Here is a 15,169-nt window from a genome sequence, read left to right as displayed (position 1 = left end):
ATGCCTTTTTATGTAGTAATGCAATCGAGCAAATTTGTTCCATAATGCTTTATCTTGGGTTAAAAACAACACGATTAATAGAACAGATATCATGATATTTTGTGGATGTTATAATTCCTTTTTTATTGACCTCTGATGTAATGCAACATACAAAGAAGAATGTTTTTTATGATTTTTCATATATTAAAATTAGAAGCCAAAACAATTTACTAAAACACCAATAAAGGGGGGTTATAAATGAAAAAAACAACAAAAATTTATTTATTCTCGATTGTTTTCACCTTATTAGTAGGTGGAATTTCTGGTTTACTGATACGGGATGGAATCAATGCTTATGATGCTAACATCATCAAACCTCCACTGACACCTCCTAATCTAGTATTTCCAATTGTTTGGTCCATTCTTTATCTTCTTATGGGAATTGGCATTGCCTGTATTTTAACGATAGATGGGCCACAGCGTTTAAAAACCAGAACATTATTGGTTTATATTGCGCAATTATTTTTTAATTTCTGCTGGAGTTTGATTTTTTTCAACGCACAAGCTTTTTTATTTGCATTTATCTGGCTGATAGCACTATGGATTCTGATTCTTATAATGATTTTGCTTTTTGCCAAACAGAGTAAATGGGCTGCATGGCTACAACTCCCCTACCTCATCTGGGTCAGCTTTGCTGGCTATTTAAATTTAGGGGTATGGATACTCAATTAAAGATCTTTTTTCATATCATTAAAAACCTTTTCACCAAACATGCTTTTTGTTGTTGTGAAAAGGTTTTTCTTATGGCCTTTTACTTCTTTTTCATTTTTCATGATTCATTGTTTCTAAGATCAATTTTACCGCAGATTGCAGCCCATGTTCTTCCCTTATTTTTTCGGATAGTTCTTGGGCTGTTTGCAGCCGTTCCTCATAATGGTTTTCCATATCATGGATACTACAAATTACCTCTTGCTCCCTGATATGCTTTCCGTCCAAAGGTTTACATGCTACCCCAAGATCAAAAAGGATGTTGGCAAACCCAATCTGGTCGAGGACATGTGGCACAGGGATGGATGGAACGCCATAGATTAACGTAGCTGCCGCCGTTCCAAAACCACAATGATGTACAACCATTTTACACTTTTGGAATAAATAACTATGAGGAATAGAACCCACTGCAATCATTGTGTCTGGCAGCTTATATTCTTTTAATGTTTTTTGAAATCCTTGAATCATTGCCCTCTCACCACATTTTTCAAAAGCTTTGACAAAAGCGTCTAATTTTGCAGTTTCTGCTTTATCTTCAAACGACATTGCGCCAAGGGCTAAAAGAATTGGCTTTTCTCCAGATTTCAGGAATTCTCGCAGTTTTTCATCTGGTTCATATCCTTTCGCTTCTTGATACCAAAAGCCAGTGAGGATATGTTGCGGTTCCCAGTAAGGATTGCGCTGTTTTACATAAGTACTAATGGGGATTAAATCCAGTTGTTTAGACATTATTTTACCAATGTCCTTGGCAGGTTTTAAACCATATTGTTTTCTGATTTTATTATAGGGTTTTGCAATTTGCTTTGCGATAAAACCGCCAAATACTCTATCCATGAATGTTTTCGGCTTTCGTGCCTGTGGTATCATCTCTGTTTGGAGAGTAACATTTACGATTGGAATATTTAAAACCTCCGCTTCGGTAGCTCCCATCTGGGAATGGGAAACAATGATAAGGTCTTTTCCAACAGATGCTTGATAGACTTCTCTTGAAGATTGTTCCACAATTTTGAATACAAACCGCATGGTTTTTAACATACTGAGGGCAGGGTTCTTATTTTTTCCTCGGATAATTGCTGCTTCTTTTTCGATATCTATATCTGGACCAATCGGTATAAATTTGACACCGGAAGATTCTATCAAGTTTTTCCAGCATGGGTGGGAGCCTAGTACAACTTCACATTCATGTTGAATTAGTTCTTGCGCAAGGTATATATAAGGTTGGACATCTCCTCTTGTACCCATCGTAAACATCGCTATTTTTTTCATAAAGCTTCCTCCTACAGGAATGGTTGTTCTACTAAATTAAGTTGGTGATATCAAATATCCCAGCTAATCTCTTTAAACGCAACAGATGAAACTATTGTTCCAATTGTAACCCATCCCACAATTTTTCCCTGGAATATTATTGCAATGGAATATTATTTTTTTGCTGTTGTTCTTTTCGAAAATGCGCTGGTGTGACACCATACCGTTCTTTAAATAATTTATAAAATGGCGCTGGATTCAAATATCCTACTTTTACCGCAATTTCCTCTACAGACAAGCTGCTATTTGATAAAAGCTCCTGTGCTTCATTCAATTTGTTTGTAATAATAATTTCATTAAAGGTCTTTCCTGTCGCCTTTTTAATCAAGCGGGAAAGGTATTTTTCAGAATAATGGAACTGCTCCGCAACTTCTGGCAATGTGGCTGTGTGATAATGTTGATTCAGATAGGATAAAATAGAAAATATTTTTTTCTGATGTTCCTGAGAAGATTGCTGTAACTCCATTTTCGTAAAATAGCTCCGGGCTATTTTTCGAAAAGCGATTGCCAAATAAAATTTGATCATGGTTTCATGTCCAATTTGGTCGTTAAAAAATTCCTCTACAACCCCCTTTATTGGAATAGCAATATCGTTTTCCGGATCATAAGGGCAGTACATAAAATCATTTAATTGATTGATTTGATAAAGGTAATCCATAAAAAAGTCGGAAAAGAGTTTATTGTCAGATAAAAGTTGCAAAAAAGACTGGTCGAACGCCTCTTTGGTAATTTGGATGTTAAATACCACATCATCAATGCTATTTACACAAAGATGGTGCCCAATATTAGGGTTGAGCAAAAGGGCATCCCCTTTGTTTAACACCAGTTTGGAGTTAGCAAAATAGTTTGTTGCTGTCCCCTGATATACATAAACCAACTCAAAACAATGATGCCGATGAAAATATATGTAATCCTTTTGATGGGGATAATATGGATGGGGAAATACCTTAATTTCTTTTTCTTTCCATTGGTTATTTGGGGCAACTTCATGCTTTTTAATATAATCTACTGCTTTTTTCTGCCTCTCATCAAAGTGTTCCATTGCCTCTTTGGAAGAAAACAGCTTTTGAAAGCTAGCTACCATTTGTTCGATTGTTTTCATTGTATCTACTCCTAAGGTTACCAAAAGAGAGAATTTTGGCGTGTTGATGTGATTGTTTCTGAACCTGTTACTATTATATAATTATGTCATTCAATCGTCAATCAAAATTATTGTATATCACAAAGGAGAGGATGTCATGAATAAGAAAAACCGATATATCTCTGGGCTATTAGCTGTAGCTTTGGGTCTTTCTGTTACAGCAGGCAGCTTTACCTCAGTCGCCGCAACAGAACAGCCAGTAACCCAGTTGGTAGAAGCGCAGGTGGGACATCAGACCAATCCAATTGGAATTGAACAAAACCCAATATTTAGTTGGAAAATGCAATCAAAACAGATAGGTGCTTCCCAGCAGGCTTATCAGATTGTAGTACATAAGGGCAATGAAAACGGCGAAATTGTTTGGGATACTGGAAAACAGCAGGATACCAAATCCACCGCAATCCAGTATAATTTTGATGGCAATGCAAAACAGTTGGAGCCACAGACCAGATATTATTGGACCGCTACTGTATGGGATCAGGACGGCAAAACCAGCCAGACCGAACCAGCATATTTTGAAACTGGTTGTAATTGGGACGGTGCTTCCTGGATTACCATCCAAAACTATGAGGACGGAATGGATTCCTTGCTGTTCCGTACAGAACAAAAACTAAGTGGAAAAGAAGTTGCTTCCGCTCGGTTATATATCACAGGATTAGGCGATTATGAAGCCTATATTAATGGCAAGGAAGTACAGGGTGAACTTAATTCTATTTTAGCTCCCGGATGGACGGACTACAGCAGCTATACTCATTACCAGACTTACGATGTTACAGATTACTTTGCAAACGATGACCAAACCGTTACCCTGGGTGCTATTGTGGGAACTGGTTGGTACGACAGCGCATTAGTTGATGCAAAAGCCAACGGATATGCTGCTGCCATTGGTGATGAGGAACTGATGGAACGTTGCTTATATGCCAAAATGGTAATTACCTATGCGGATAACACGACCCAAGAAATTGTTACCGATAATGAAAACTGGAAAGCTAGCAGTATCACGCCATATGAAGAGGATGGTATTTATGAAGGGGAAACCTTCAACGCTTCCGTTGCGGCAGATTTGGAAGGCTGGAACCAATCCGGTTACGATGTTTCTAACTGGTCCTCTATAGAAACATTACAATATAAAGGGAATGTTACCGCAAGTGATGATGGTATCATTTACGATTATCAGGAGCTTCCAATGGAATCCGCTTATTCCTATAACACTTCTGATATTATCACAGCGGATGCAGGCAGCAATTATGCCCAAGGGGAGATTGATTTCACTAAGGCAAACTCCTATCAACCTGGTGACGAAATCCATTTGAAGGCTGGAGATACCCTAATCGCTGATTTTGGGCAGAACGCTTCTGCAACTGTTGCACTTCAGGTTTCTGCTCCTGCTGGAACCAAAATTTCCATGCAGCCTGGGGAATGTTTAAGTGACGGCAAAGACGGCAGCTTTACCAAAGGTACATTAATTCCTGGCGCATGTGCTGGTAGAGGATTCCGTTATATCGCTTCTGGTGAAGGCGTAGAATCTTATCGGGCACAATTCCACTTTACTGGATACCAGTACCTCGAAATCAAGGCAGATCAGGATATTACGTTATATAACCTTTCCTCTATGGCAGTTTCTTCTATCGATAAAGAAACCGGTTTCATTGAAACTTCTGATGAATTGCTGAACCAGTTCATTTCCAATTCCAAATGGAGCCAGGTCAGCAACTTTAACTCCGTCCCAACTGACTGTCCAACCCGTGAATACTATGGTTGGTCTGGAGATGCCCAACTATTTGCGGAATCCGCTATGTACCATTTTGATTCTGCTAATTTCCTAGGAAATTATATTGATATTATGAACGATTTCTATAATACCTATGGAGTTTATGGCAATATCATGCCAATGCACACCAATAGCTTCTTCAACAAATTGATTGGAGCGGGCTGGGCGGATGCCAGTATTATCATCCCTTGGGTTTATTACCAACAGACAGGGGATCTCTCCTTTGCAAAAACCTATTGGAAGCAAATGACCGAATACACTGACAAAATCGCTGCCAATGGCCATTCTTACTCCCTAGGTGACTGGTGCGGCATTGGGGAAAGTTCTGGAACCCCATTTACTGCAAATGCCTATAATATTTTAATCAACGATTTGATGTCAAAAATGGCAAAAGCACTAGGCTACCAAGATCAAGCAGATAAATATGCACAAAATGCAGAAAGCAAACGTCAGGAAACCATCGAAAAATATGTTACTCCAGAAGGGGACGTGCTTTGCGCCTCTGCGGATGGTGGCGGGGAAGGCTATGTAGATAATGCACAAACAGCACTTGCCTGGGCAATCAAATTAAAACTCTATCACACAGAAGAACAAAAACAAGCAATTCTTTCCAACTTGGCCGCTAGTGTGGAAAATGAGAATCAGTCCGTTTCCACTATTAGAGGAGAAAACACACTTTCTACTGGATTCTTAGGAGTAAACGTTTTACTCCCCGCTCTAAGTGAAACAAGCAATAGCGGTACAGCGTATAACTTGATGACCAATGATGATATGTATACCTTCCTGTATTCTGCCGCACATGGAGCAACTACCATTTGGGAACGTTGGGATATCTGGACAGAAGAAAATGGCTATGATACCTCAAATGTTTCTCAAAACCACTATTCCTATGGTGCAGCTTCTGAATGGCTGTATGAATATGCAGCTGGAATCCAAAAAGATGAGGAAAATCCAGGATTTAAACACTTCATCTTACAGCCAGAAGTGGATGATAGTTTAAGCTATTTGAATGGGTCTTATGATTCCTATTATGGTAAAATTGTTTCCAACTGGAAAGCAGACCAAGGAGAATTGACTTCTTATGAAACAGTAGTTCCTGCTAATACAACTGCAACTTTATATCTTCCAGTCAGTGAACAGGCTGTCACAGAGTTTACAGCAGTAAATGGCGTTCATTTTATAGGCATGGAAGAACACAATGGTAAACTGGCAGCAAAATTTGAATTGCAGGCAGGCGGTTATCATTTTGCAGTAAAAGATGGAAAACTTATGGTATCCATTGCAGATGGTTATGTAGTGAAAACCAATAAATCCATTTTAGATAAAGTAATTGCGTATGCAGAAACACAACAAAGTTCTCCAGAATTTGATAATGTGATTGCAGATGTTCAGAAATCTTTCACACAGGCTTTCGAAAACGCAAAAACAGTTTCCAATAATGTAGCTGCATCTCAAGAAGAAGTAGATACAGCATGGCAGACCTTATTAAATGAAATCCATAAACTAGGCTTTGTGAAAGGGGATATTTCTTCCTTAGAATCCCTGGTAGCATTGGCAGAAACCTACGACATGGATGACTATGTAGAAGCGGGCCAGGCAGAGTTCCAGGAAGCATTGAAAGCAGCACAAGATTTGTTAGCAAATAAAGATAATGCAATGGCGGAAGAAATAGAAACAGCAGAAAACAATCTGTTAAATGCAATGCTGAACCTGAGATACAAAGCAGATAAATCTATCCTGGAAGAAGTCCTTGCGGAAGCAAACAAAGTAGATGCAAACGCATATACAGCAGAAAGCTATGCAGCATTACAAGCAGCAGTAGCAGAAGCAAGCGATGTATACAACAACGAAAACGCAACCCAGGAAGAAGTAGATGCAGCAGTAACAAGTGTACAAACAGCAATGGATAAGTTGGTAGCAGTAGATGGAACACCTGCAGAAACTCCAACCGAAGGCAATGATACAGCTGGAACACAGACAGGACAGGAATCTACTACACCAAAAGCAAACGCAGCGAAAACAGGCGACTTTGCACCAATTGCTGGAATGGCAGCATTGGCAATAGCAAGCGGAGTGTTATTGTTCACTCGTAAGAAAAAATAGTCCAATCAGAATGTTTACTTACTTCACCTTCCTTTTATAATAAAAGATTCCTAACTTTGTCAATTGATAAAGTTAGGAATCTTTTTTAGCGGCTAGATTTATAACTTCAAAATGAAATCAAGAGAGTTTTATAAACTAATATTGATAAAGAGAACACACCTATTTTTAAGTTTCTATTTTGTTACCCTATTGATTAATTTTAGAAAATAATCGCCTCTTATCTCAGTACTCAAAGCTGTTATAAGAGGCGATTTTTTGAATAAACTTATTGGTAACCAAATTCTATGCTTTTCATCACAAAAGCCATTTGTTTGATGGATTCTATAAAATAAATTTTATTGGAGAATCCATCATAACATTTATCTTTCAGTTTGTATCATTTTATAAATCCACTTTTTCAAATCGTTTGGCTGAGATTCGGTATGCAAAAAACAGAGATACCACATAACACAGGATACCAATCATTAAAATAGGGGTTTGTAATAGCAAATCCTGCAAGGCATAACTGTCCAACCAAGAGAAAATAGGAATATGAGCAGAAGTTTCTACCGCTATCATAAGCAGAACCATAGGTAACGCAGCGATTACAAAAGATTTTCCCGCTTTGTATCCACTTTTATAATACGAAGTAAAAAAGATAAAATCAAATATGGCATAGATAATCAATCCGAAACCATACCAAGCGATTGTAGCATCCATCCCCACCACATTGTTTGGCATACCAACAGCATTCCTGAGGAAAACAAATGGAATGGAAATCAATAGTTGAAAAAGCTGGATTGAGAGAATCAACATACATTTTCCCATCACAACCTCCCGTTTGGTTACAGGGAGGATAACGGTATACCAAATATCATTGGTTTCCCGCGCATATAAAAAAGTAATATAAGGTGCTAAGCAGCCAAACATAAAAATAACGGTATAAGGATAAGATGGCACAATCACAAGACATCCCAGCAAAGCGAATATGAGAGAGGTTGGATGGGCTGCTAAAACCAATTCTTTATAAAGAAGTTTCATCCAAGTTTCTCCTTTCTGTCCTCAACATAATTTCCTCCAAAGTCAAAGGATTCCTATCTCCAGGTTCTTTTAAATGATGAAATGATTGGAGAAACGTCTGTTTATCTGTGCTTTTTAATACATGCCCATTTTGGATATAGGTAATATCGTCAGCACAACGATCCAAGTCTGAAGTGATATGGGTGGAAAAAAGAATAGACCGTTTTCCATCCTTGACGATACGAGTAAAAATGTGTAGAATCTCATCCCGTGAAATGGGGTCCAATCCTGAGGTGGGTTCATCGAAAAGATAAAGCTGAGCGTTGTGAGAAAGCGCCAAAGCTAACAAATATTTTACTTTCATACCATTGGATAGTGCCTTAAACTGTTTGCGTTCATCTAAAGCAAATTGATTCCGGTAATTTTCATATTTTTGTTGATCCCATTCTGAATAAAACTTTCTAGTCACATAGGTAATAGAGGAAAGTTTTTTTAATGGATAAAAGTCAATTCCTCCAAATACAACACCAATTTTTTGTTTCCATTGCTGTTCCTTTTGAAAAAAGTTCTGTCCCATCATGGTTACGGTTCCAGATTCCGGTTGTACTATGTTTAAAATAGATTTTAAAATTGTACTTTTTCCAGCTCCATTTTTTCCAATCAACCCCATAATATGGCCAGGTTTTAAGGTAAAGGAAACATCTTCTAGAGTGAAACCTGGATAATGTTTGGAAAGATGTTCCACTCGAAGCAATTCGTTCATGGAATTTCCTCCTTTTCATCAGTGTCGAGGATATCTTTTAAAAAAGCGATATTCTGTAGGATGGTGTCTCCTGAAATTAAGGCGATACCAGCACTTGCTGGATTTTCATCCCCTAACACCACCAAAAGGTCTCCTGGATTGATATGGAAAACCTCTCTCGCCTTTTTTGGCAAAACAATTTGCCCCCGTTCACCAACCTTAACCGTACCAAAAAGATGTTTTCCCTTGGGTGGAATCGGCATCTGTTCCTCTTTTGGATTAAAATGAATGAAATCATCTAGCGATACATCATAAAGCGATGCTAGTGCATCACAATTGAGGAGATCTGGCATAGTTTCCCCCGCTTCCCATTTTGCTACTGTCTGTCGGGATACTCCTATTTTTTCCGCCACTTCTTCCTGGGAATATTTATGGTATTGCCGCAAAGCGGTTAAATTTTGAGAAATACAATTTGATTGTTTTTTCATATTTTTCAAACCTCCTGCCATTATTATAACGTATTGTATCAGAAATTCTACCAACTGTCCTTAACAAAAAATGTTTGTTTTTATTGCGGTACTTTCTATCATGATAAGCAAAATAGAATTTACCAAACTATCTATACTTCATTCTGATAACATACCGCACTACTTGTTTCATTCAAATAAACTTTTTTCTGTCATTTAAGAATGGATAATATTAGAAAAAAAGTTGCCCATTATTTTATTTACATTCTATTCGATTTGGATTCACAACTTATTTGAATCCAATTTAAAAAGGGTTCGTATTGATTTGTTATGCTATCGAAAAAGTCAATGTTTAAAGCACTGAAAAATGGAGGAAGAAAAGATGGAAGATTCTAAAAAAATATATTGGGGTGTGGGGATTACCTTGCTTGTATTTCCAATTATGGGGATTGCAGCAAATGCTATTTTAGGGGTTTTTGGTTTACAGCTCCGAATGTGGCTAATGGTTTGCATTGTAGTTTGCTTAGGGATTGATATTATTGTAGCTTTAGGGGCAATCTGGTGGAAAGTAAACTGTAACCACCGCTCAATTGCTACCATACTACTTCCTTTTATGCTGATTATTGGCGGGGCTGTGCTATATTTTGGGGCGATGATAAGCGCTTTTGCCTATGAACCAGAGCATGTTGTAGAAATCAAAGGAACTAAAATGATAGCAAGGGTGGATTCTTTTTTAGATAAATCCGCTTATTATTATCCATACAAAAATTGGCTGGTTTATGGGAAAGAGCAATTAGGATATGCCTATTTTGGTAGTGGAGGCACAGATCCTTATGAGTATGAGGATAATCCAACACCAATTAGGTGCCATATTGAAGATGAATACGGTAATATTTTGTTAGCATATGGATATTAATATGGAACGTATTTTATCTTTTTAATGATTACAAAATGATATCATTTCCATGAAAAGAAATTCAATTTGTCATTTTTCCAGTTTTGTTGATTACATTTTATAAAATTTTTATAGAAAATATCTTTTTTCTATTGACAATAATAGTGGATTGTATTGTATAATAAAGGTAATGAATTCATGATATATCCGTTGAACAAGACTGGGTTTATAAAAAAGAGATGCGATTGTTGAAAGGATAAGGCAGTATTATTTTTTTATTTTGATTTTCGACAATATTCTACTTATTTTTTCGTTTCTATCAAATGAAAAGGAGGAACAACCATGCGGGATAAAGCGTTTGCTATCATAGAGGAAATAAAAAAAGCGGTATTGGGCAAGGATGATGTTATCCAAAAAATACTCATGGTGATTTTGGCAAAAGGCCATATTTTATTAGAGGACAATCCAGGGGTAGGAAAAACAACAATGGCACTGGCTTTTTCCAAAGCGATGGAATTGGATTATAAGAGAATCCAGTTTACACCAGAAATTATGCCTGCTGATGTAGTTGGGTTTTCGGTTTATCAAAAAGATACTGGAACAATGGAATATCAGCCTGGAGCAATTTTATGCAATCTATTTTTAGCGGATGAAATCAACCGTACTAGCTCCAAAACGCAAAGTGCTTTGCTGGAGGCAATGGAAGAAGGGAGTGTGACTGTAGATGGAATTACCCGGGAAATTCCTCAGCCATTTACTGTTATCGCTACCGAAAACCCTATGGGTTCCGCTGGCACCCAATTGTTGCCTGAATCCCAATTAGACCGCTTTATGGTACGCCTTTCCATAGGGTATCCAAAGTTGGAAGACGAAGTGGAGATTTTAAAGCGGTTAAAAGGAAAATCTGGCTTGGAAGAAGTCCATTGTGTTGTAACCGCTTCTGATTTATTGGAGATGCAGCAACAGGTAGAAGAAGTTCATATAGATGATTCCATCTATGAGTATATCGCGCGTTTGGTAGTCGCAACCCGAGACCACCCCCACATCCGTATGGGGGTAAGCCCACGTGGTTCCATTGCCTTGGTTCGGCTTTCCCGTGCAGCGGCATGGATCAATAACCGTGATTATGTAGTTCCCAAAGATATAGAACAGATTTTATATGATGTTTTAGAACATAGGCTAGTGTTAAATGCCCAAGCTAAAGTAGAGGGTACTACCAAACACAGCTTACTCCAGGAAATTTTAAAATCTACCCCAGCTCCAAAATTGGTATAAGGGGTGGTTTTATGTGGAAAAACCGTTTCACCTACGGCCTAATTTTATTGGCCATGATTTTGTTTATTATCTTTTTAAAGGAATATCTTTCGTTTTTTGTACTGATATTTTTCCTCATTCTTCCTGTAATCTCCTTGCTATTGCTTTTGATAGAAAAAAACCAGGTAGAACTGGCGTTCCAGTTGTTTCATTCGATTGTAAAGCGGGAGGAACAGGCAACACTGCAGCTCTCAGTGAAAAACCGATGGGCGTTTTTACCAATTCCAGTTCGTATTACCCTTCAAGTAGAAAACCAACTATTTCAGGAAACCAGCCAGGAAACCTTGCTGCTGCCTGCTGGAAGAAAAACACAGGTTTTACAACAACCAATATCATCTACTCACTGTGGAAGAATTTCTGTCCATATCCGCGAAGTAAGGATTTATGACCCTTTACGGCTATTCTATTTCCGAAAAAAACAACTTCCAGAACGCCGGTTTTTCCTTGTGATGCCAGCCATAGTTCCTCTTTCCTTGGAAGTAGGCCCCCAACTGGAAGAGAATATGGAAAGCGACCGTTTTTCTACGAAAAAGCCAGGAGATGATCCAGCTCAGGTATTTGAAATCCGCCCTTACCATCCAGGGGACCGAGTCCATCGGATACACTGGAAACTTTCCTCCAAAATGGATGAATTGATGGTAAAGGAATACAGTTTGCCAATTGCTGCTCGTATTTTGTTTTTAGTAGCAGGAACCCCGCTAAAAATGCTAGATGATATGATGGATATCGTGACCTCTATGCTTAATTTTTGCCAACAGAATGAATTGGAATATTCTTTTGCTTGGTATGAAGAAAATAAAGGGCCTGTTTTTGTGCCAATTTCGGACGAAGAAAACCTCACTGTGACATTATCCTGCTTGTTTTCCGTCAAGGAGCAAAAAGGAAAATCTTTACTAGAACAAATGGGCAACGGAGGGAATGGAATCTCCCATTTACTTTATCTTTGTGGGCAGCCTGATCTCAAACTGATGGAACAGTTTTCAGAGATTGCCCCGAATATCCGCCGCACTGTGCTGCAAGTAGACAATGAAACCGTAAAGGAATTGCCAACGGAATGGGAACGGATTCTCGTAAACCCATCCCAATTAGAAACAAGTTTATTGCAGCTTTTACTATAGCCAAGGGGGAAATCAGGGATGAAACACAAATTGACCAAAACAAAGCCAGGGTTATTATTAGGGAAGATAGAAACATCACAAAAGGAGCCTTCCCCTGTTTCCCGTTATCTATTTTATCTATTATTAAGCCTATTAGGGGTAGGTGGAATGTTTGGCTGTTTCTTAACCGCATTTTCCATCCCGTTGGACTGGGCACTATTCTCCGTTTTTACCTTGATTTTTGTAATGGTATTTCCATGGATTATGATTCAGAAACGGTTTAAATTATGGATTGTAACAGGAATCACTATTTTAGGGATGCTATCTGTATTGCTATTCCATTCCTATGTACAAAATGGTATCCTGTGTATTTATAACCGAATTGTTTCCACCTACATGGAAAATTCCAAATACCAGTTTTTTGTTTTTTCCCTTTCGATATCGGAACAAGAACAGCAACTATTTTGTACCGTTACTTTGATTTTCCTAGCATTTTTTATGGTGCTTTTATTGGATTTTTTCCTTACCCAATTTCAGCACACTATCGTTGCTGTTCTACTTACAATTCCATTTATTGGTGCGGCATTAATCTTTAATATCATGCCTAACTTAGTTGCGGTAGGTATGCTGCTTTGCTTTTGGGCTTTCCTTTTGTTTGGAAGAATATTGTTTCAAAATACAAAAGGAAAACGGAAAAAAAGCCGGATTGGGGGAAGAAATTATATCCATCCAGCAGCAATTTCAATTGTGGCGGTATTTTCTGCTTGTATGGTTGCGATTTTCACCTGCTTTCCCAGTGAAAGTTATCAACGAGCTCCTATTTGGGATAACTTGCAAACTCAATTAAAAGAAGTTTCTACCACATTTTCCAACCTGTTCTCCAAAAGTGGCCAAGTAGGAAATGCCACCAATTACGTAAATTTGCGAACAAGTGGAAATATTGAGTATACAGGAGACACTGTATTACAGGTAAAATCCGATAGTATTAAAACAAGAACCTATTTAAAAGGATTTGTGGGCAGTGTTTATGATGGGGATGGCTGGCGATTGTTAGAAGGAGAGGAATTATCCCGTTATCCAGAAGGGCTTCCACAAGCGCAGTTATTTTCAGAACAGTTGATACAAAACTTGCCTATGGGAGACGAAATCGGCCGTATTAATCAACAGATGGAAATAAAAAATATTGCAGTCAATTCCAAATGTGTTTATTTGCCATATGGGATTAGCAACCACAATGATGGTTTGGAACGGATGGAACCGGTGCAAGATGGATTTTACCGCGCCAAAGGGTTAGGAATAAAAGAATACCAGGTTACTTATTACCCTGACCTAAAAGATGACGCAGAAAATCTTACCCTATATGACCGTATTGCCTATCAACTCAATATACAAAGCAGTTCTGTAATGCAGCAGTATCATTTCAATCATAAAGATTGGAGTGTGGAACAAAAGGATAATTGGAGATGGTCGGACGAAATCAATGATACTGGAATTTTTAGTAGTCAAGCGGTAGACACAATCCAAACAGTACAGGAATATACCAATTTTGTATCCGATACCTATACCCAACTTCCAGAACATCTTCGAAACGAATTGCTCCAATATCTGGAACAAAATGGACTGGAAAGTTCATCTAGGGAACTGGATTCCCGTTTCATTTCGGATGTACTGCGGCTAGTCCACAGTTCCAACCGGTATACTCTTACTCCAGGAGATACCCCAGAAGGGGAAGACTTTATTACATATTTTTTATTCCAAAACCATCAGGGATATTGCCGACATTTTGCTTCCGCTGTTACTGCACTGTTCCGGGCGGCTGGAATACCAGCAAGATATGTGGAAGGATATACTGTATCCCCTACGAATGCCCAAAATAAAGACGGTTGGTATAATATTCCGGACTCCAGTGCCCACGCTTGGGTAGAGATTTATTCCAGTGGCATAGGATGGATTCCGATAGAGGCAACGCCGGGGACAGATAATCGCAACAACAATAATACTTCTTTACAATATTATTCTGATACTGTGCCCGAAGAGCAGGATACATCTTCTTCTACCTATTCCGAAACTCCAAGCCCTTCCCCAGGGATTCAAATGGAAGTAGAACAGGAAAAGGGAATCCATTGGAAAGGCTTTATACCATATGCAATCGTAATCGTTATTTTCCTATTAAGTACAATAGGATTGATTACGAACCGAAAAGTAAAAGTATCTCATCGAAAAAAACAACTTCTCCAACCAGATAGGAATAAAGCAGTATTAGGTGCGTATCAATATATCGAAAAAATGATCCAATTCCACACACCAAAAGCTGATATTTCTAAACGAATGCCAACAAACCTGTATCAACTAGTATTAAAAGCAAGGTTTAGCCAACATACCATAACTCAACAAGAATTAGATTCCATTTTAGACTATACCCATCGTTTAGAAAGAAAACTCTACGAACAGCTCCCCTTTTATAAGCAGTTTATGGCGAAATATTGGAAAGGGCTATTTTGACGCAATTGGTCCATAAAAGATATATTAAGAACTATCATCTTTCAACTGATTTCCAAACAGCAATATGATAGTTCACATCAAAAAAG

General features: G+C 38.2%; 11 protein-coding genes. 6 read left to right on the top strand and 5 right to left on the bottom strand.

Annotation, left to right across the window (positions count from 1 at the left end; translation table 11 throughout):
* Nucleotides 1-237: 237 nt before the first annotated feature.
* Nucleotides 238-711 (top strand): TspO/MBR family protein, encoded by a 474-nt coding sequence (locus tag H8Z77_RS03005; RefSeq protein WP_186996155.1) that lies wholly within the window; start codon nt 238-240, stop codon nt 709-711.
* A gap of 90 nt (nt 712-801) precedes the next feature.
* On the opposite strand, the gene H8Z77_RS03000 is transcribed toward H8Z77_RS03005, so the two are convergent.
* Complete coding sequence (locus H8Z77_RS03000) at nt 802-2,013, bottom strand: glycosyltransferase (RefSeq protein ID WP_186996154.1); 1,212 nt, start codon at nt 2,011-2,013, stop codon at nt 802-804.
* 136 nt (nt 2,014-2,149) lie between these two features.
* Complete coding sequence (locus H8Z77_RS02995; protein WP_069988677.1) at nt 2,150-3,154, bottom strand: AraC family transcriptional regulator; 1,005 nt, start codon at nt 3,152-3,154, stop codon at nt 2,150-2,152.
* A gap of 136 nt (nt 3,155-3,290) precedes the next feature.
* On the opposite strand from H8Z77_RS02995, the gene H8Z77_RS02990 reads away from it, so the two are divergent.
* Complete coding sequence (locus tag H8Z77_RS02990; protein ID WP_186996153.1) at nt 3,291-7,067, top strand: family 78 glycoside hydrolase catalytic domain; 3,777 nt, start codon at nt 3,291-3,293, stop codon at nt 7,065-7,067.
* Between the two features lie 381 nt (nt 7,068-7,448).
* On the opposite strand, the gene H8Z77_RS02985 is transcribed toward H8Z77_RS02990, so the two are convergent.
* The 3 genes from H8Z77_RS02985 to H8Z77_RS02975 are packed head-to-tail and all read right to left on the bottom strand — an operon-like array spanning nt 7,449 to nt 9,296.
* Nucleotides 7,449-8,087, bottom strand: coding sequence for an ABC-2 transporter permease (locus H8Z77_RS02985; protein ID WP_186996152.1), 639 nt, complete (start codon nt 8,085-8,087; stop codon nt 7,449-7,451).
* The gene (locus tag H8Z77_RS02980) at nt 8,071-8,829 is read right to left on the bottom strand and encodes an ABC transporter ATP-binding protein (RefSeq protein WP_186996151.1); all 759 of its coding nucleotides are present in this window, start codon (nt 8,827-8,829) and stop codon (nt 8,071-8,073) included. Before H8Z77_RS02980 ends, H8Z77_RS02985 begins: the two co-directional genes overlap by 17 nt.
* Nucleotides 8,826-9,296 carry a helix-turn-helix domain-containing protein gene (locus H8Z77_RS02975; protein WP_186996150.1) on the bottom strand — a complete coding sequence of 157 codons (471 nt, stop codon included), beginning with the start codon at nt 9,294-9,296 and terminating at the stop codon, nt 8,826-8,828. The genes H8Z77_RS02980 and H8Z77_RS02975 overlap by 4 nt, the downstream gene beginning before the upstream one ends.
* 361 nt (nt 9,297-9,657) lie before the next feature.
* Here H8Z77_RS02975 and H8Z77_RS02970 point away from each other — a divergent pair, with 361 nt between their 5' ends.
* From H8Z77_RS02970 to H8Z77_RS02955, 4 genes are all read left to right on the top strand, one after another.
* Complete coding sequence (locus H8Z77_RS02970; RefSeq protein ID WP_186996149.1) at nt 9,658-10,191, top strand: hypothetical protein; 534 nt, start codon at nt 9,658-9,660, stop codon at nt 10,189-10,191.
* Between the two features lie 321 nt (nt 10,192-10,512).
* Nucleotides 10,513-11,445: an AAA family ATPase gene (locus H8Z77_RS02965; protein ID WP_186996148.1), complete on the top strand. Its 933-nt coding sequence runs from the start codon at nt 10,513-10,515 to the stop codon at nt 11,443-11,445.
* Between the two features lie 11 nt (nt 11,446-11,456).
* On the top strand, nt 11,457-12,602 hold the full coding sequence (locus tag H8Z77_RS02960) for a DUF58 domain-containing protein (RefSeq protein ID WP_186996147.1): 1,146 nt from the start codon (nt 11,457-11,459) through the stop codon (nt 12,600-12,602).
* Nucleotides 12,603-12,620: 18 nt separating this feature from the next.
* The gene (locus H8Z77_RS02955) at nt 12,621-15,083 is read left to right on the top strand and encodes a transglutaminase TgpA family protein (RefSeq protein WP_186996146.1); all 2,463 of its coding nucleotides are present in this window, start codon (nt 12,621-12,623) and stop codon (nt 15,081-15,083) included.
* The last annotated feature ends 86 nt before the right edge of the window (nt 15,084-15,169 follow it).

This window comes from Clostridium facile, from assembly GCF_014297275.1.
Taxonomy (GTDB): Bacteria; Bacillota; Clostridia; order Oscillospirales; family Ruminococcaceae; genus Massilioclostridium; species Massilioclostridium facile.
The sequence above is the reverse complement of the archived record's forward strand: the minus strand, read 5'-3'. Positions and strand labels throughout refer to the sequence as shown.